A 17131-nucleotide genomic window follows, 5' to 3' on the forward strand; every position below is an offset into this window, starting at 1 on the left:
GGCGTACTCGCCCGGCGGCCGCCCTCAGGGCACCGGGAGGTGCTCATCGCGCATCCGCGCCAGCCGCTCCACCAGGGCGTCCGCGCCGTCCTCGCCCGTCTCCACGACGACGTCGGCCACGTCCGCCGCGTCCATCCGGTCCTGGGCCGCGAGTGCGGCGTCGACCACGACGTCGACGGCAGCCGCGTCGATGCCGCGCAGCGCGTCGCCGGCCAGCTCCGGGCCACCCTCACCCCGGCTGCGGGCGGTCACGCGTCGCCGGAGCTGCTCACGTCCTGCCCGCAGCCGGACGACGAGCAGCGGCGTCGCCCCCAGAGCCTGTCGGTAGCGCTCCACGGACTCGGCGGACTCGACGTCCCCGTTGAGCACGAGGTCGACGGCGCCCGCACGCTGGTACGTCTGCCACAGGTCCGCGACAGCGGCGGCGGTCGCGCAGGACCCGCCATCCGCTCCCGGTTCCACGCCGTCGACGAAGGCGATCTGCTGCAGGTCCAGGAAGGCGCAGCTGCGTCCCGTGCCCCAGCCCTGCATCGTCAGCCCGAAGGCGAGCGTGGACTTGCCCACGCCCGTGGCGCCGCAGACCAGCACCGCGCGTGTCGGCGCGCCTGCAGGGCTCGGCGGCTCTGCCGCAGGCGTCGGCGTCGCCGTGGGGGGCACGCGCGTCGCGTCCTGGAAGGTGGCGTAGGCCTGGTCCGCCACGTCGCCCACCGTCCGTGCGGAGTCGACGACGGCGTGCCCGGTGTCCAGCTCGTCCCACACACCGGCCTCGGCCAGGGCCCGGGCGACGTCGTCGGGCCCGTACCTGCGCTGCAGTCGCGGCCGCAGCACCTCCGGGTCGGCGCGCAGGCGGCAGAAGGTCAGCGCGACCGGACCCAGCGCCTCCACGACCTCGTCGTGCGAGCCCGGCTCGAGCACTCCCGAGACGACGACGGTGCGTGCACCCGCGCGCGCGAGGTGGCGCACCAGCACACCCGCCGCCCGGGCCTTCATGGCACGCCGCTCGGCGTCGTCGTGGGGCTGGGGGTAGCAGATGCCCAGCTGGTCGATGTCGAGGTAGCCGCGGGGTTCCCCATCGAGCTGGCTGGCGTACAGCTCCCACGCGGTGGCCGACTTGCCCACGCACGGAGCTCCGTACAACCACCACACGCGCGTCGGACTGTCTGTCACGCCCCGCACGATAGGAGCACGACGCGCACGAGTCCAGCGAGTTCGGACCAGAAGAGGCCCGGGTAGCTCAAACCGTCCACGTACGCGGGGGGACGCGTACCGGAGCGCCCTGCACCTCACGACAGGTGGGGGAACGCGCCGTCCATCCCCACCGACGTGCTGGAACAGGAGGCGCACGACGCCGCGTCCCTCGGATCCGCGGACGTGTGCGCTAGGTCCGCGGACTCGGCAGGCGGGCGTCGTCCGACGACGATCGTGACGATGCCGAGCGCGATCACCCCGATCTCCGAGATCGCGGCCAGCCACTCCGGGGTGCCCGACCACCGCGAGTGGACCTCGAACAACCCGCCGGGCGTCGTCGCGAGGATGAACGCACCCAGCGTCGCGACGCCGAACCCGATCGCCCCGAGCAGCGGCAGCCAGTGCCGCCACACCAGCACGAGCACGCCGAGCACGATCCCGCCGACGCCGTTGAGCAGGAACGCGGGACCGACGATGTCGACCGACCTCATGCCGGTCGCCCACAGGTCGAGGTGGACGACCGCGGACAGCATGAGGCACGCGCACACGAGGGCGCGCAGCACGTCGGACGTCGCCTGCCGCCCGCGATGGAGGTCCACGGGTTCAGGCCTTGCCTGCGAGGACTTCACCGTCGACGACGTGCACGTCGACCTCGGGCAGCGGCGTCGGAGCGGGCCCCGAGACGTTCGCGCCGGACAGGTCGAAGACCGAGCCGTGGCACGGGCAGACGAGCTCGCCGCCGTCGGCCAGGACCGTGCAGCCCTGGTGCGTGCAGATCGCCGAGAGCGCGACGATCGTCCCTGCGGACGCCTGCGTCAGGAGGAGCTCCTTCCCGTCGGCGTCCTTGACCAGGAGCGCGCCGCCCTCGGGCACGTCGGCGACCTTGGCGAGAGCACCGGACCCGCCGCCGGTGCTTGCTCTCGGGGTGGCGGCGTCGGTCGAACCACCGCCACTGCTGCACGCGGAGAGCACGCCGGCTGCGGCGACGCCGGCGGTGACCGCTCCGGCCCGCTTCAGCACCTGCCGGCGATCGAGACAGCCGTCGCAGCGCGACGCGTGCGTGTGGTCGTTCGGGTCCAGGGTGTTCGAGGTCTCCAGCAGCGAGGACATCTGTACCTCCGTGCGCGGGTCGGGACGAGCGGTCATCGGTTGTCACGAGGTGGAGGCCGCGAAAGTTCACCGCGACCTCCACCCGTCAGGGCTGGCGGGGGGAGACCGTCATGATGCCGATGCACATCTCGTCGCCGGTGCCGTCACCCCACACCACGTAGCGCGGCGGCAGCGTGCGCAGCTGCGGCAGCTGCTTGCGCAGCCCCACGTCGTGCGTGCACGTCACCCGCAGGATGTCACCCGGGTCGACGTCCACGGGCGACGGCAGCTTCGTCATCCGCTGGTTGTCGAAGTCGAACTGCGGCACGTCCAGCAGGACCTGGGCCGCCGGCGTGCCCGGGTTGAGCTCGACCTTCAGGGACCGCCCGAGCATGTGCATGTGACCGAAACCGGCGAACACCGTCACCGGCTCCTCCACCACGTGGTCGCAGGACTGGGTGTCACCGGGCTTCGGCACGCCACCCTCGTTGCACTCCTCCACCTGCTCGTCCGCGAACCCGCCGACCTCCGGCCCGAACCGCTTCGTCACGTCCGCGACCGAGGCCGCCCGGTCGCAGAGCGGACCCGACTCGTCGGCGGCGCAGGGCAGGTCGGTCGGCGCGCCGAGCGACCACGTCTCGAGCTCCCGGGTCTGCGGGGTGCCGTCCGTCAGCCGCAGCCGCACCGCCGAGCGGTCCGACCCGCCGGGCTCGCCGTCGGTCGCGAGCAGGTTGTAGTGCATCTGGAAGACGATCAGGCTGCCCGGCTCCAGCTGGAAGCCGACGTCCTGGTCGAGCAGCGTCTCCGTGGCGCCCGGCGCCCAGGTGTCCACCCACGCGGCGCCCGCGTCGGTGCTCTCCTCGTCGTCGTCCTCCACGTCGGCGCCCTCCACGCCGGTCCCGCCGAAGCACTGCCAGCCAGGGCCGGGAGTCCTCGCGTCGTGCTCGTGGACCGCGGCAGCGTCGTCCGGCGACACCGCGTACACGATGCCGTGGTGCGCGATGGCGACGTTCTCCGGCATGACCTGGGTCCCGGTCAGGAACGCCGCCTCGGTCAGGCCCGGATCGAGCACCTGGCACCGGTACTCGTCCACGGCGCCCTCCGGCGGCGCGGGCGTGTAGGCCTCGGCCATCGTCAGGTCGACGAACCGCTCGCCCGCGCGCAGCGGCTGCGGTGGAGCCGACGACCCGCCACCGTGCGCGCTGTGCGCGTCGGCTGCGGCGGGCGCGGCGGGGGCCGCAGGGGTGTTCGCGCCCGAGCTGCAGGCGGCGACGACGAGCACCGTCGCCAGCGCCATGACGGCCGCCCCGCCCTTCCATCGTGAACCGGACGGCGCTGCGTCGACTGCCATGGTGGCCTCCTCATGCGGGTGACATCGCTGATCTGAGGCCTGATTCCTACCGAGCGAGACGGAGACGACCGTTAGAGCGACGCGGGCGGGGCCGCGGCCGGGAGGTCGACCCGCAGGAGCGCGCCACCGCGTGCGGAGCGGGCGACGGTGGCCCGGCCGCCGTGGGCGTCGACGACCCGCTGCACGATCGACAGCCCCAGCCCGGATCCCGGCAACGCCCGGGCGCTGTCGGCACGGTAGAACCGGTCGAACACCCGCGGGACGTCGGCGGCGTCGATGCCCGGCCCGGCGTCGTCGACCTCGAGCACCGCCGACGTGCCCTCGGCGCGGAGCCGGACCTGGACCGGTTGGTCCGCGGGGGACCACGTGCCGGCGTTGTCGACGAGGTTGAGCACAGCCCGCTCGAGCGCAGCGGGACGCCCGCTCACCCACACGGAGGTCACGTCGAGCGCGACCTCGACGTCGGGCGCGCGGGACCGCGCCCGGGTCGCGGCGGCCACCACCACGTCGGCGAGGTCGAGCAGCTCGGTGCTCTCGTCGCTGACGTCACCGCGCGCCAGGTCGGTCAGCTCGGCGGCAAGGGTGCTCAGCTCGGCCACCTGGGAGCCGAGATCGTGGAGCAGCCGGGTCCGGCTCTGCGCCGGCAGTGCGCTGTCCAGGGTGCCGCGCCGGTCGAGCCGGATCAGCAGCTCGACGTTGAGGCGCAGGCTGGTGAGCGGGGTCTTGAGCTCGTGGGCGGCGTCCTCGGCGAGCAGCCGCTGGGCCTGCCGGGAGTCCCGGAGCGCGGCGAGCATGTCGTTGATCGACCGGATCAGCCGCCGGATCTCCCCGCCGCCCTCGTCGGGGATGTCGGCGTCGAGATCGCGGGTGTGCGCGACGCGTACCGCGGCGGCGGTCAGCCGGTCGATCGGTGCCAACCCGATCCGTGCCACGGTCCGCCCGAGGAGCGCGCCCCCGACCACGCACAGCAGGCCGATCAGCAGCATGCCCACCCCGAACCGGGTGAGCGGGCTCTCGTCGGCGACGCGGGCCACCTGGACCGCGCCGTCGCCCGCCTGCAGCGTGTAGATGAAGTAGTCGACGTCGCCGGTGCCGTCGTCCTCCATCAGGTCGTCGGATGCGCCACGCGCCACTCGCCCGGCGTGCTCGCTGACCGGGGGCAGCGCGGGTTGGCCGGCCGGCGTCCGGGTGGAGCCGTCAGGCAGGACGACCCGCGTCAGCCGACCGGTTCCGGGATACGGCGGTAGCGGGACCTGCGCCAGACCGGCGCGCTCCGCGTTCGTCGCCAGGACGCGGGCCTCGGCGCGCAGCTCGTCCTTGGCGGTGTCCTCCAGCTCGCCGTACAGCAGCCCGGCGCCCCCCAGGAACGCCCCGAACACGCTGACCGCGATGGCCGCCGCCGCGATCACCGTCAGCCTGGTCCGCAGGGACCACCTGCGCCACCACCGGGTCAGCCGTCGCGGTCCCCGGCCGACGGGCCCGCTCACGGAGGAGTCTCCCGCAACGTGTATCCCATGCCGCGCAGCGTGTAGATCAGTCGCGGCTCACCCTCGGCCTCCAACTTGCGGCGCAGGTAGCTCACGTACACCTGGAGGTTGTTGGCGGTGGCGCTCATGTCGAAGCCCCAGATCGCCTCGAACAGCATGTCGCGGGTCAGGACCCGGGTCGCGTTGCCCAGGAGGACCTGCAGGAGGGAGAACTCGGTCCGGGTCAGGTGCAGCGGCCGCCCGCCCCGCCATGCCTCGAACCTGTCGGGATCGAGCCGGACGTCCGCGAACGACAGGATCGGCGACTCCTCGTCGGTCGGCGTGCGCCGGCGCAGCAGGGCCCGCACCCGCGCCAGCAGCTCCTCGGTGGCGAACGGCTTGGGCAGGTAGTCGTCGGCGCCCGCGTCCAACCCCGCGACCCGGTCGGAGACCTGGTCACGAGCGGTCAGCATCAGCACCGGCAGCTCCCGACCCGCGGCCCGCAACCGCCGGCAGGTCTCCAACCCGCCGAGGCGGGGCATCATCACGTCGAGGATCAGCAGATCCGGCGTGTCACCGCCGGACGCACCGACCCCGTCGAGCACCGCGAGACCGTTGGCGACGGTGCAGATGTCGTAACCCTCGACCTGGAGCACCCGCTCCAGCGAGTCACGGATGGCCGCGTCGTCGTCCGCGATCATGATCCGCACGCCGCTCATCGTCCCCGATCAACCTGAGGCGAGGATGAGAGCGTCCTCGGACCTGACCACCACGCTCAACTCCGCGACGCACCGCCACGCCTGGTCACCTACCGGACAAGGCACCCCCCGGGCCGAACGCCAAGCGTTCGAACCGCTCCCCGATGATGCGGTGCGTCGCGGCGTCGGGGTGCAGAGCGTCGGGCAGCGGGTGCGTGGTCTCGTCGTCCGCGCCGTACAGCTCGCGCCCGTCGAGGTACGCCACGCGCGGGTCGTCCTGCCGGCGCTGGGCGACGATGCGGCGCAGCTCGTCGCGGACCACGGTGAGGGTCAGGCGGCCGGCGGGAACCTCGGCCGGGTCACCCGTGGCCATGAACCGGATGGTGCCCGAGCCGAAGCTGCTCGGGTCGAACGCCCCGGGGCCTGGCGTGTCCTCGTGGATGGGGCACAGGATCGGGGACACGACCAGCAGCGGGGTGTCGGGGTGCCCGTCGCGGACGGTGTCGAGGAACCCGTGGACGGCCGCGGTGAACGTGCGCAGCCGCATGGTGTCGCCGTTGACGATGTTGATGCCGATCTTGACGGAGATCAGGTCGGCGGGCGTGTCGCGCATGGTGCGGGCGATCTGCGGGTCCAGCAGGGCGCTGCCGCCGAAGCCGAGGTTGAGCAGGTCCACACCGGCCCCCCTCGCGGCCAGCGCCGGCCAGGTGCCGGTGGGCGTCAGCGCGTTGGACCCGTGGCTGATCGACGAGCCGTGGTGCATCCAGACGGGTCGGCCGTCGGCCGGGACGGGCTCGAGCGGGGCGTCGGCGCGGAGCTCGACCAGCGTCGCGAGCTCGTTGTGCGGCAGCCACAGCTCGACGGTCTTCTCCCCGTCCGGCAGCTCGGCGAACGTCACCGTGCCGGGCTCACCCGGGTGGACCACACGCGCACCGGTGGCAGGGTCGATCGCCAGCACGTCGCCGCCGACGACGGTCGCCCGGCCCGCGAGGTCGCCGTCCACGAGCAGCTCGTACACGCCGTCCGGTCGTCCGGGCAGGCCGACGTAGGTCACGCGCGTCGGCCGGGTGTCCAGCTCGATCCGCGTCGCCCGGGTGCGGGCGACCAGACGGACGCCCGCCGGCTGCGCCTCGGCCATGAGCAGCTGCGGGTCCGGCAGCTGGCGACGCGCCCAGGCCGGCAGCCGGTGCGGCTGCACACCCCGCTCCGTCCGCTCCAGCTCGACGGCACCGCGGACGAGGTCGTCGGTCAGGGGGATGGTCAGCATCGAGGAGGTCATCGTGGTCGAGCGTATCGACCGCCCGGTCGCGGGGCGCAGGTCTGCCGTTCCGTATCCTGCGAGACATGGCACTGCGCGCACTGTTCATCGGCGGGACCGGCATCATCAGCACGGAGGCGGCCCGGCGGGCGGTCGCCGACGGCGTCGAGCTCACCCTGCTCAACCGCGGACGGTCGTCGACGCGGCCGGTGCCCGAGGGGGCCCGCGTCCTGCACGCCGACGTCCGCGACCCGCAGTCCGTCCGGTCCGCACTGGGTGACCTCGAGTTCGACGCCGTCGTCGAGTTCACGGCGTTCACCCCCGAGCACGTCCAGGCCGACCTCGACCTGTTCACCGGCCGCACCGGTCAGTACGTGTTCATCAGCTCCGCGTCGGCCTACCAGACGCCACCCACCCACCTGCCCGTCGTCGAGTCCACGCCGCTGCGCAACCCCTTCTGGGAGTACTCCCGGAACAAGATCGCGTGCGAGGACCTCCTCGTCGCCGCGTACCGCGACACCGGTCTGCCGATGACGATCGTGCGCCCGTCGCACACCTACGACGCGACGCTCGTCCCGATGGACGGCGGCTGGACGGTCGTCGACCGGATGCGCCGCGGCCTGGAGGTCGTCGTCCCCGGGGACGGGACGTCCCGGTGGACCATCACGCACAGCGCCGACGTCGCGGTCGGGCTGGTCGGGCTGCTGGGACGCGAGGAGGCGATCGGCGAGGCGTTCCACATCACCGGCGACGAGGCGCCGTCGTGGGACCAGATCTACCGCGCGATGGCCCGGGCCGCCGGCGTCGACGAGCCGCGTCTGGTGCACGTCGCGTCCGACGCGATCGCCGCCGCCGATCCCGAGCTGGGTGCCGGGATCCTCGGCGACAAGGCGCACACGATGATCTTCGACAACTCGAAGATCCGACGGCTGGTCCCGCAGTTCTCGCCCCGCATCCCCTTCGCGCAGGGTGCCCGCGAGATCGTCGCCTGGTACGACGACGACCCCGCGCGCCGGGTCGTCGACCCGCAGTTCGAGGCGCTCACGGAACGTCTCCTGGAGACCTACCGCCCCCGCGCTCTGTGACGGCTCGGCTGCCGACCTGGCACCCGAGCAGGCAGACAGGGCCCGTGACGAGCACGGCCGCCGCGACTGGTCGCGAGCCGACGCGCAGCTCGAGGGCGGGCCGAGTGACCCGTCCCCGGCCGAGCGGGACGAGGGGGCGCGTCGACGGGCGGTCGCGGACCGAAGAGTAGGGCGACCCGCGCGGGACGTAGGTGACCGGGGCAGGTGCGCTCGGCGAGGCGGTGGTGTCAGTCCCGACGGGCGGCGGCCTCGTGGATCTCGGCGACGTAGCGGTCCACGCTCGCGTCGACCTCGAACCCGCCGGGGACCCGCCCGTCCCACGGGGTGTCCGGCACGACCGACTCGTCGACGGCGCCGTCGGGGCGACGCTGCCGCACCAGTGTCCGCGGGTAGGTGCCTTCCAGCGCGAGCGACCAGCCCGTACCGGAGACACGCTCGTCGACCGCGGCGACGATCTGCTGCTCGATCCGCCGCGCCTCCCCGTGCGCGTCCGGGTGGCACCGGGCGATCGCGAACGCGACGGCCTCGCCGTGCACGTCGTCGTCGCCGTCCCACGCCTGCGCCAGCGCCTCCAGGGCCGGCAGCAGCGCGGGGTCGGCGAGCTCGGCCGCCGCCTCAAGCGCCAGGAGGTCGACGGACCGGTCCGGATCCGTGATCAGTGCCCGGACCCGTGCCAGCGCCTCGCCGGCGCCCCGGCGTGCCAGACCCAGGAGTGCCTCGGCTGCTGTCTCGGGGTCCTCGTCGTCCAGCCGCGCGAGCAGGGCGGTGCGGATCGCGGGGGAGTCCTGCGGCGTCTGGTTGCCCAGGCCGAAGGTCGCCCAGTCACGCACCCCCGGGTCGGGGTCCGAGGACAGGGTGATCAGCACGCCGATTGCGTCCTCGTTCAGCGGTTCGCCGTACGGCATGCCCGGCACGGACAGTGCGACGGCCAGACGCACCTCGGGCGCGGGGTCGTCCGCGAACGACAGCAGCGCGTCGAGCCACGCCGCGTCCTCCGACTTGCCCAGAGCGGCACCACGTCGGAGCGGACCTCGTCGTCCCGCTCCGCACGGGCCGCGCGGAGCAGCTCGGGCGCCACGCGCGACCCGAAGGGTCGCCCCCTCGGGTACCCGAACTGCCCGACGACCCACGCCGCCGCCTGCCGGTGCCACGGCTCGTCAGCCGACAACGCGGCGAGGGCCAGCGCGAGGACCGACTCCTCCGCCTCGGCCTGGAGCTGCGCGACCAGCACCGCCGCCTCATCGTCCACGTCGGGGTCGTCGACCGCCGGGTCCAGCGTCAGGAGCCGCGTCCACCGTGCGTCGACCTCAGCCACGACGGCGACGGTACCGCTCGTGCCGAGGTGGTCGGGGTGAGTCGCCGGATCGAATTCCGTGGGCCGTCACGCACCGGACTGCGAGGATCCCGCCATGGCGGAGCGCATCATGTTCGTGCAGCTGAAGACCGGGCACGGCACCGACCAGGGGCCGGCGTGGATCAGCGTCGTGCGGTTCAACCGGTCCTGGAAGACCGCCTCGTGGCGCGGCCGGACGCTACGTCGCTCGCTGGAGTTGTTCGATGCGAACTACCTCGACGTCGAGACCCAGGAGGAGTACTGGCTCTCGGGCCCCCACCGGGACGGCGGCGACACCCGCTACAGCCGTATCAGGCCCACGGTCGACGACGACGCGCGGGACGCCTACGAGGCCTTCCTCGCGGGTGCACCCCTGCCCGGCCGCGAGCGCGGCTGACCACCAGGTGCGGCTCCGACGTCCGGGTGCGCAAGGTCGCACCCGGACGCCGGACCCCCGGTGACGGTCGGGCTCAGCCCACCTTCACCAGCTGCCACTGCTGGTTGGTGCCGTTCCAGTCGGTGTACTGGACGATGTTCCCGCCGTCGGCGGTGGAGGCGCCCTGCACCTCGACGGCCTTGCCGCTGTTGCGGTTGATCAGCTGGACGTACCCGTCGACCGTCTGGATGCTGAACTGCTGGTTGGTGCCGCCGTGGTTGCTCCACTGGTGGATCGCCGCACCGTCGGCGGTGGACCGCCCGGACACGTCGAGGAGCTTGCCGGACAGCCGCGACTTCACCTGGTAGTAGCCGTTGCCGGCGCTGACGAACTGCCACTGCTGCTGGTTGCCGTTGTTGCGGGACCACTGGGTGATGCGCGCGCCGTCCGCGGTGGACAGGTTGTACACGTCGATGGCCTTGCCGCTGTTGCGGTTGACGAGCGTGTACCAGGCCGAGGTGTCTACCGCGCCGGTGCCCGGGTTGGGGGTCGGGGTGACGGTCGGGGTCGGGGTCGGGGTGGGGGTGCCGCCGCCCGACGGGTTGCCGATGCTCCCCGGCACGTTGCGCAGCGCGTTGAACCAGGCGGCCGCCATCTTGTCGTAGCCCGCCGCGTTGGGGTGCACGCCGTCGGGCATGTCGGAGAGGGGGACGGCCCGGTTCATGTCGACCAGGTGCACCTTCTTGCCGGCGTTGGCCCTGCTCGAGACGATGCCGGGGATGGCGGCGTTGAAGGTCTGCACCTGCGAGTTCGCGTACGAGACCGGGATGAGGGTCGCGACGAACACGTCGGTCTGCGGGGACGTGCTGGTGATCTTGTCGATGACCCCCGCGAGTCGGTTCGGTGCGTTCGCCAGGTCGCGGTTCTGGCTGATGTCGTTGGTGCCGATGTGCAGCAGCACGGTGCGCGGCTGGTAGGTGCGCACCCAGTTGACGATGTTGGCGTCGATCTGGTCGATCCTCCAGCCGGAGTGGCCCTCGTGGTCGTGGTCCCACAGGCTGGCCGGCCCGTTGAAGCCCGATCCCACGAAGTCCGTGGTGTAGCCGCCTTGGGCGAGGCGCTGCCAGAGGCCGACGCGGTAGCCGCCGCCCCCCATGCCGACGCCGTCCGTGATCGAGTCGCCCAGAGGCATCACGCGGGTGCCCCCGTTGCTCTCGGCGGAGGCGGGCGCGGACGCAGCCACGACCCCTCCGGCCAGTGCGAGGCTGAGCGTGACGGCGAGCAGCAGCCGTCGGACGGTTCGGTGCATGTCGTCTGCCTCCTGGAGTGGGCTGCGCGGGCGCGACGGTGCGCCGTTGTGAACGTTCACGCTGCGGGGTCAATATGGCACGGGTCTCCTGGGCGGTGCGATCGGCACAAACGATTAGGTGCGCTTCGTGACGGACATTCCCCGGCACGAGGGCCTGCGTCCGGGAGTCGCTGGAGACGTCAGGAGGCGCTTGTCAGAGACCTTGTTGCGTCCATGACCGCCCGGTCCCGCGCGACCCGGCCTGACGCCGCGCCCCGAGCCCGTGCAGTGACGGCGCCCGCCCGGTCCGCACCGGGCGGGCGCCGGGGCGTCACAGGTCGAGCGGACGCAGGACGAACGAGATCCCGTGCGCGATCTGCGCGTTGCCGACGTTGATGTCGAGCTGGCTGCGCACCAGCAGCGGGTTCACGTCGTTCCGGTCGGCGTCGCGCAGCACGACGAGCGGGATCCGCTTCGACAGGACGTCGACCGTGAAGGTGCCGCCCTGGGCGGTGGTCAGCGCGGCCCCGTCGGACGCCAGCGCGGTGGCGGAGTCGATCGTGGCGCCGGGGACGACGTGGTACAGCAGCACCTGCTCGATCGCGTCGATCCCCACCGCCTCCGCGAGGGCCCCGAACACCTTCTCCTCCGAGCCGTACCAGCGGTGCGTCAGGTCGTGCGTGAGCACCTGGAACGCGCGGTCGTTCGGCAGGAACGCGGTGAGCGGGACCGTGCCGTCCGCGAGCACGGCGACCGGGCTGCCGGGCTTGGCGGCGAGCACGGCAGTCACTGCGTTGTCGACGATGTCGTAGTCGTACCAGTTGCGGTCGAACCCCGCGCCGTCGGCGGCGAGCACCGAGGCGAGGCTGGTGGTGCCGGCGGCGGACGCGGCGGGTGCGAGCCCGACGACCGCACCGCCGGCGAGGGCGGTGGCGGCCAGGGATGCTGCGAGACGGCGGATCCTCATGGGACGACTCCTTGCGGGAGGTCGGGCGGCACGCGGGGCGCACCGCAGGGCCTCGTCGTCGACGCCCTGCTCCTTCTTCCCCTCGAGGCGCGTTCTTGGATGCACCCGGCGTCGTCCGATCCTCGACGGCGCGACGTGCCGCCACCGTGCGTCAGAAGGTGGAACCGGTCCGTTCGAGCGGGCGGCGTGAACCGCGCCGCGGGTGACGAGGTCTCCGAGGACGTCGCCTCGCCCGGGAGGTGGAGGACATCATCGAGCTCGTCCAGAGCCGGGACGCCCTGACCTGCGGTGGGACAACCAGGCGCGACGGCGCGCGTCCTCCCTGGTTGTCCTGATCCCAGTCGACACCCCGTGATGCCCGAGCCGCGGGGTGGCTGACACACTTCCGCCCATGGTGAGCGCGCTGATCGTGGATCTGGACGGCGTGTTGCGGCTCTGGGGGGCGGAGCTGGCCACGCAGACGGAGCAGCGGCACGGACTCGCCATCGGCTCCATCCACGCGGCGGCGTTCGACCCGGTCCTGCTCCACCCCGCCCTCACCGGGCAGGTCAGCGATGAGGAGTGGCGCGCACAGGTCGCCCAGCGGTTGAGCGTCGAGCACGGCGTCGACGCATCCGGTGCCGTCGCGGAGTGGTCCCGGCCATGCGGACGAGTCGACCCCGCGGTGCTCGACCTGCTGCGCCAGCAACGGCAGCAGCGGCTGGTCGCAGTGCTGACGAACGCCACCACCCGACTGCACGCTGACCTGGCTTCACTGGGACTTGCCTCAGAGGTCGACGCGATCTTCTCCAGCGCCGAGCTGGGCGTCGCCAAGCCCCATCCCGACGTCTTCAGGCGCACCTGCGCCAGCCTGGGCGTGGCGCTGGCGAGCTGTGCCTTCGTCGATGACAGCCCTGAGAACGTGCACGCCGCGATCGCGCTGGGCATGAGCGGACACCTGTACCGCACTCCGCAGGACCTCAGCGCATTCCTCGACGGCCTCCCCTCGGCATCTGCTTGCTGACCCCCATGGCCGCGACCCTCGGACCGGACTCGTCGCGCTGAGCTGCGGAGGCGTGCGAGCGGTCGTCGGTGTCGGAACTCACGGGACTTGTCCGCTGTCCCGACGTTCCGACCTCGGCGCGGACACCTCGCTGATCACACCCGTGTCCCACGTTCCGTGCCCGAATCCTCGGAAGCGCTGCTGAGCAGGCAGCGGCGGGGTGGAGAGAACCGAGGGCCAACCCGGCGTCTCGCCGCTGCTGGAGGCGGCGATCAACGACCACCTGGCGGCTCGGCTCGGCACGGCGCTGCCTCGTCGGGCGCCATCGGTGCGGCGCCGACGGTGACGCGCGAGCTGTCTTCGGTCGACGCAGCCCCTGCGTGGTCCGACATCAGTGGGGCGCGTCCCGGCAGTGCGGCGCGCGAGCAGGCCGTCGTCACCGTGAACGCCAAGAACCACCCGAACGCCTCGGTCTGGGTCCGCGGCGACACCTTCATCGTCAACGGCCAGCGGGTGCCGTACGTCCGCAACAGCCGCCACGAGGCCGGCCGCGCGTCGCGGCTGCTGACCGAGCACGCCGGCTTCCCCGTCGACGTGGTGGGCGTCATCGCGGTGGTGGGTGCGCACCGCGGCTTCACCGTGAAGCAGCAACCGCGGGACGGGGCAGTGGTCGTCGTCGCCCGGCGGCGACTCAGCGCCCACCTGCAGGGACTGCCCGCCCGCCTCGACGTCCGTCAGGTCGAGGCGATCCGCGACATCGCCCGACGGTCCACGACGTGGCGTTGAGGTCAGCTGGTCGATGACCTGCGAGACCAGGACCGCGCTGGCCGCTTCAAGGTGGAGCCCACACCAGCGGCTCGCGAGGCGGAGGTTCGCGCGCTACTTGTCGGATCGGGAGTTCTAGGCCCTTTGAGTCCGCAGACGCTTGTCGCAGCGCCGCCCGCACGGAGGTGGCGAGATCTTCGAGGCGTACCGGGGTGCTGCTGACGCCCTGACTCTTCACCTCGGCGGCAGACCGCCGGAGCGGCGTGCCGGACCTAGGCTCCGCCCATGGCTACGACCGCGCGCGCTTACCTCACGGGCTTCGGTCGCTACCTGCCCGGCCCTCCGGTGGACAACGACGGCATGGCGGCGCGGCTCGGTGGAGACGACGCCGTCACCGCTCGCATCCGCGGCAGCATCCTCGCGTCCAACGGCATCCGGCAGCGGCACTACGCGCTCGACGAGCAGGGCGAACCCACGGAGCTCAACGAGGAGCTCGCGGTCAAGGCGCTCACCGCGGCGCTCGACGACCGCGGTATCCGACCGTCGGACCTGAGGATGCTGGCGACCGCGACGACCATGGGCGACGTGCTCGTGCCCGGCTTCGCCAACATGGTGCACGGCCGGCTCGGCGGCGGGCCGATGCAGCTGCTGTCCGCGTCGGGGGTCTGTGCCTCGAGCATGGCGGCGCTCGACGCGGTGGTCAGCAAGGTCCGGCTCGGCGACCACCCGCGCGGGGCGGTCGTGGCCTCCGAGCTGCCGAGCCGGAGCCTGCGGCAGCGTCGGTACGAGGGGTTCCGCGCCGGCATGGACGCGCACTTCCTGCGGTGGATGCTCTCCGACGGGGCGGGGGCCGTCGTCGTCGAGTTCCAGCCGCACCCGACGAGGCTCTCGTTGCGGGTCGACTGGATCCGGCAGGTGTCGCTCGCCCACGACCACGCCGTGTGCATGCGCGCGGGCATGAGCGGCGACGAGACCCACGTCGGCGGCACCTGGCAGGACGTCGGCATCGCGGACGCGCAGGCCGCGGGCATGTTCGTCCTGCGGCAGGACGTCGGCGTGCTCGACGACCTCGCCGAGGCCGGGATCGCGCAGTTCGAGGAGCTCGTGGACATCGGGCTCGTCGACGTCCACCACCTCGACCACGTCATCTGCCACTACAGCACCAACGTCTTCCGGGACGTCGCCTTCGACGCGCTGCGCCGTCGCATCCCGTCCCTCGACACCGAGCGGTGGTTCTCCAACCTCGAGACCCGCGGCAACACCGGGTCGGCCAGCATCTTCATCGCGCTGGAGGAGGCGTGGCGCACGGGCCGGTTCGCGCCCGGCGAGACCGTCCTGCTCGCCGTGCCGGAGTCCGGCCGCTTCTCGTTCGCCTTCGCCCAGCTCACCGTCGTCGCCCCGTCCCAGCCGCAAGGAGCATCGTCATGACCAGTGCCACCTCGACCGACCCGTCGACGGCCGCCGCCGGCGCCTCGCTCCTCGAGCGGCTCGGTGACGTCTGGCTCGAGCTCGAGGACCACCTGTCCCGGGTGCCCGTGCTGCAGCGTCTCGACGACGGCACGGTCACGCTCGAGGACTACCTGCGGCTGCTGTTCAACCTGCGGCAGCAGGTGATCGACGGGTCGCTGTGGATCGCGCGGGCGGCCTCCAACTTCGACATCGACCACTTCGAGCTGCGGGCGGCGGCGATCAAGCACGCCGAGGAGGAGCACCGGGACCACTTCCTGCTCGAGGCCGACTACGTCGCGCTCGGCGGGTCGCGGGCGGAGCTGCGGGCGGGGCGCAAGAACGTCGGCTCGGAGGCGCTCTCGGGCTACCTCTTCACCTACGCCAGCAGGCCGAACCCGGCGGGTCTGCTCGGCGCGATGTTCGTCATCGAGGGCCTGGGCGCCCGCCGCGCGGCGCAGTGGGCGGCCCGGTTCCAGGAGGTGCTCGGCCTCGCCGACAACCAGGTCCACTTCATGACGTACCACCAGGAGGCGGACGGCGCGCACACCGGCGACATGGAGGCGATCCTGACGTCCGGCCTGATCGACGACGCGACCGCCGACGAGATCGTGCGCTGCGCGCAGGTCGTCGCCCGGCTCTACGCGCTGCAGCTGGAAGAGCTGGACCGCTGACGTGGCGGAGTTCGTCCGTTCCGACCCGAGCATGTGGGAGGCGATCTTCGCCGACCCCTCGGTCCCGCTCGACCGGGCGGTGGTCCGGCAGATCATCGACGACCAGCGACGTCAGTCCCGGCGCTGGCTCTACCCGTTCGCGATGGTGCTCTCGCGGGTGCTCGTCACGATCATCCGCGTGCTGAAGCGCTTGCTGCCCTTCCGGTGGATGCCGCTCGGGACGATGGACTTCCTGTGCGTCTGGTTCCTGCGACGGTGCGTGTCACCCGACGCCGTGGACCTGCTGCTGCGCCACTTCGTCATCGAGACGAACCTGGTGAACTTCATCATCCGCAACACCCCGGTGGGCATCGAGCCCGTCTCGCTGCGTCCCGAGTCGTTGTCCGAGCTGGGCGACCAGGCGGTCGTCGAGCACGACGTCAACGTGTACGACGTGCTCATCGCGCTCGACGTCGTGCCCCTCGCCGCCCGTGACCCGCTCGACTTCCGTCAGCTGGACATCCCGCCGCTGGACGCCGAGCGGCACCGCCGCCGACTCGTCCGCCTCGACATCCAGACGGCGCTGTGCTTCATGAACATCCCGTTCTCGGTGGCGCTCTCCTCGGAGGAGTACCGCCGCGCGGTGCACTCGATGAGGTTCGACGACTCGTTCCTCGAGATCCTCGCCGTCATCACCGGCGACGACACATTCCGGCACTGGAAGCTCGCCGGCATGAGCCTGTGGATGGACTCGAACGTCGACGTGCCGCGCATGGTGTACCGCCATGCGCTCGTCTGCGAGTACGCGCACGCGCAGCTGGTGAAGCTCGCCGGCGGCCAGTACCCGCGGCACACGTCGGTCGAGTTCGACTAGACGGGCAGGGCCACGACCACCTGGCCGTCCTCGAGGTGGACCGCGTAGGACGCCACGTCGCCCTGCCCGGAGCGGCATGCACCGCTGCCCAGGTCGAACACGTGCGCATGCAGCGGGCAGACGACGACGTCGGCGTCGATCTGCCCGTCGGCCAGCGGACCTCCCCGGTGCGGGCACGCCGCGTCGAGCGCGCGCAGGGCGCCGCTGCGCAGTCGGAAGACCGCCACCTGCCGGCCGCCGACCGCGTACGCGCGTCCCTCGCCGAGCGGGATCTCGGACAGCGGTCCCACCACGTGTCGCACGCCGCCGACG

19 protein-coding genes are annotated in these 17131 nt (G+C 72.4%); 7 read left to right on the plus strand and 12 right to left on the minus strand.

Translation table 11 applies throughout. The annotated features are described in order from the left end of the window. Positions 1-24: 24 nt before the first annotated feature. From OKX07_RS02370 to OKX07_RS02400, 7 genes are all read right to left on the minus strand, one after another. Positions 25-1167 (minus strand): hypothetical protein, encoded by a 1143-nt coding sequence (locus OKX07_RS02370; RefSeq protein ID WP_265630268.1) that lies wholly within the window; start codon positions 1165-1167, stop codon positions 25-27. Between the two features lie 116 nt (positions 1168-1283). Then, complete coding sequence (locus tag OKX07_RS02375; protein ID WP_265630269.1) at positions 1284-1787, minus strand: hypothetical protein; 504 nt, start codon at positions 1785-1787, stop codon at positions 1284-1286. A 4-nt stretch (positions 1788-1791) separates the two neighbouring features. Further along, on the minus strand, positions 1792-2298 hold the full coding sequence (locus tag OKX07_RS02380; RefSeq protein ID WP_265630270.1) for a ubiquinol-cytochrome c reductase iron-sulfur subunit: 507 nt from the start codon (positions 2296-2298) through the stop codon (positions 1792-1794). A gap of 85 nt (positions 2299-2383) precedes the next feature. After that, positions 2384-3628, minus strand: a complete 1245-nt coding sequence (locus OKX07_RS02385) for a hypothetical protein (RefSeq protein ID WP_265630271.1) — start codon at positions 3626-3628, stop codon at positions 2384-2386. A 71-nt stretch (positions 3629-3699) separates the two neighbouring features. Continuing rightward, positions 3700-5115, minus strand: a complete 1416-nt coding sequence (locus OKX07_RS02390; RefSeq protein WP_265630272.1) for a sensor histidine kinase — start codon at positions 5113-5115, stop codon at positions 3700-3702. Continuing rightward, entirely contained in the window at positions 5112-5795 is a 684-nt protein-coding gene (locus OKX07_RS02395; protein WP_265631781.1) for a response regulator transcription factor, read from the minus strand. Before OKX07_RS02395 ends, OKX07_RS02390 begins: the two co-directional genes overlap by 4 nt. A gap of 103 nt (positions 5796-5898) precedes the next feature. Continuing rightward, positions 5899-7071 (minus strand): GDSL-type esterase/lipase family protein, encoded by a 1173-nt coding sequence (locus OKX07_RS02400; RefSeq protein ID WP_265630273.1) that lies wholly within the window; start codon positions 7069-7071, stop codon positions 5899-5901. Positions 7072-7136: 65 nt separating this feature from the next. On the opposite strand from OKX07_RS02400, the gene OKX07_RS02405 reads away from it, so the two are divergent. Further along, positions 7137-8135, plus strand: a complete 999-nt coding sequence (locus tag OKX07_RS02405) for an NAD-dependent epimerase/dehydratase family protein (RefSeq protein ID WP_265630274.1) — start codon at positions 7137-7139, stop codon at positions 8133-8135. Between the two features lie 227 nt (positions 8136-8362). Here the strand turns inward: OKX07_RS02405 and OKX07_RS02410 are convergent, their stop codons facing one another. Together OKX07_RS02410 and OKX07_RS20450 are read right to left on the minus strand one after the other, a co-directional pair. Further along, a complete protein-coding gene (locus OKX07_RS02410; protein WP_265630275.1) occupies positions 8363-9001 on the minus strand; it encodes a HEAT repeat domain-containing protein in 639 nt (212 codons plus the stop codon). 17 nt (positions 9002-9018) lie between these two features. Beyond that, entirely contained in the window at positions 9019-9450 is a 432-nt protein-coding gene (locus tag OKX07_RS20450) for a HEAT repeat domain-containing protein (RefSeq protein ID WP_416220814.1), read from the minus strand. Between the two features lie 94 nt (positions 9451-9544). Between OKX07_RS20450 and OKX07_RS02415 the strand changes: the two genes are divergently transcribed. Next, positions 9545-9865, plus strand: coding sequence for a hypothetical protein (locus OKX07_RS02415; protein WP_265630276.1), 321 nt, complete (start codon positions 9545-9547; stop codon positions 9863-9865). A gap of 73 nt (positions 9866-9938) precedes the next feature. Here the strand turns inward: OKX07_RS02415 and OKX07_RS02420 are convergent, their stop codons facing one another. Next, complete coding sequence (locus tag OKX07_RS02420; RefSeq protein WP_265630277.1) at positions 9939-11153, minus strand: RICIN domain-containing protein; 1215 nt, start codon at positions 11151-11153, stop codon at positions 9939-9941. 310 nt (positions 11154-11463) lie between these two features. Then, positions 11464-12099 carry a fasciclin domain-containing protein gene (locus OKX07_RS02425; protein ID WP_265630278.1) on the minus strand — a complete coding sequence of 212 codons (636 nt, stop codon included), beginning with the start codon at positions 12097-12099 and terminating at the stop codon, positions 11464-11466. 391 nt (positions 12100-12490) lie between these two features. Between OKX07_RS02425 and OKX07_RS02430 the strand changes: the two genes are divergently transcribed. The 5 genes from OKX07_RS02430 to OKX07_RS02450 all read left to right on the plus strand — a co-directional run bounded on the left by OKX07_RS02430 (position 12491) and on the right by OKX07_RS02450 (position 16819). Next, positions 12491-13102 (plus strand): HAD family hydrolase, encoded by a 612-nt coding sequence (locus OKX07_RS02430; RefSeq protein ID WP_265630279.1) that lies wholly within the window; start codon positions 12491-12493, stop codon positions 13100-13102. A 420-nt stretch (positions 13103-13522) separates the two neighbouring features. Continuing rightward, positions 13523-13867, plus strand: a complete 345-nt coding sequence (locus OKX07_RS02435) for a hypothetical protein (RefSeq protein WP_265630280.1) — start codon at positions 13523-13525, stop codon at positions 13865-13867. 264 nt (positions 13868-14131) lie between these two features. Next, positions 14132-15274 carry a 3-oxoacyl-[acyl-carrier-protein] synthase III C-terminal domain-containing protein gene (locus OKX07_RS02440; RefSeq protein ID WP_265630281.1) on the plus strand — a complete coding sequence of 381 codons (1143 nt, stop codon included), beginning with the start codon at positions 14132-14134 and terminating at the stop codon, positions 15272-15274. Beyond that, positions 15271-15966 carry an iron-containing redox enzyme family protein gene (locus OKX07_RS02445; RefSeq protein WP_265630282.1) on the plus strand — a complete coding sequence of 232 codons (696 nt, stop codon included), beginning with the start codon at positions 15271-15273 and terminating at the stop codon, positions 15964-15966. The genes OKX07_RS02440 and OKX07_RS02445 overlap by 4 nt, the downstream gene beginning before the upstream one ends. A 1-nt stretch (position 15967) precedes the next feature. Further along, entirely contained in the window at positions 15968-16819 is an 852-nt protein-coding gene (locus OKX07_RS02450) for a DUF6999 family protein (protein WP_265630283.1), read from the plus strand. On the opposite strand, the gene OKX07_RS02455 is transcribed toward OKX07_RS02450, so the two are convergent. Beyond that, entirely contained in the window at positions 16816-17121 is a 306-nt protein-coding gene (locus tag OKX07_RS02455; RefSeq protein ID WP_416220815.1) for a Rieske (2Fe-2S) protein, read from the minus strand. The genes OKX07_RS02450 and OKX07_RS02455 overlap by 4 nt on opposite strands. Between the last annotated feature and the right edge of the window lie 10 nt (positions 17122-17131).

This window comes from Cellulomonas sp. S1-8, assembly GCF_026184235.1.
GTDB lineage: Bacteria > Actinomycetota > Actinomycetes > Actinomycetales > Cellulomonadaceae > Cellulomonas.

What these genes read in the sequence shown, in the direction of transcription:
- OKX07_RS02380 (WP_265630270.1), bottom strand. Translation starts at nt 2,298, where the DNA reads ATGTCCTCGCTGCTGGAGACCTCGAACACCCTGGACCCGAACGACCAC.
- OKX07_RS02385 (WP_265630271.1), bottom strand. Translation starts at nt 3,628, where the DNA reads ATGGCAGTCGACGCAGCGCCGTCCGGTTCACGATGGAAGGGCGGGGCG.
- OKX07_RS02395 (WP_265631781.1), bottom strand. Translation starts at nt 5,795, where the DNA reads ATGATCGCGGACGACGACGCGGCCATCCGTGACTCGCTGGAGCGGGTG.
- OKX07_RS02400 (WP_265630273.1), bottom strand. Translation starts at nt 7,071, where the DNA reads ATGACCTCCTCGATGCTGACCATCCCCCTGACCGACGACCTCGTCCGC.
- OKX07_RS02405 (WP_265630274.1), top strand. Translation starts at nt 7,137, where the DNA reads ATGGCACTGCGCGCACTGTTCATCGGCGGGACCGGCATCATCAGCACG.
- OKX07_RS02415 (WP_265630276.1), top strand. Translation starts at nt 9,545, where the DNA reads ATGGCGGAGCGCATCATGTTCGTGCAGCTGAAGACCGGGCACGGCACC.
- OKX07_RS02420 (WP_265630277.1), bottom strand. Translation starts at nt 11,153, where the DNA reads ATGCACCGAACCGTCCGACGGCTGCTGCTCGCCGTCACGCTCAGCCTC.
- OKX07_RS02425 (WP_265630278.1), bottom strand. Translation starts at nt 12,099, where the DNA reads ATGAGGATCCGCCGTCTCGCAGCATCCCTGGCCGCCACCGCCCTCGCC.
- OKX07_RS02430 (WP_265630279.1), top strand. Translation starts at nt 12,491, where the DNA reads ATGGTGAGCGCGCTGATCGTGGATCTGGACGGCGTGTTGCGGCTCTGG.
- OKX07_RS02440 (WP_265630281.1), top strand. Translation starts at nt 14,132, where the DNA reads ATGGCTACGACCGCGCGCGCTTACCTCACGGGCTTCGGTCGCTACCTG.
- OKX07_RS02445 (WP_265630282.1), top strand. Translation starts at nt 15,271, where the DNA reads ATGACCAGTGCCACCTCGACCGACCCGTCGACGGCCGCCGCCGGCGCC.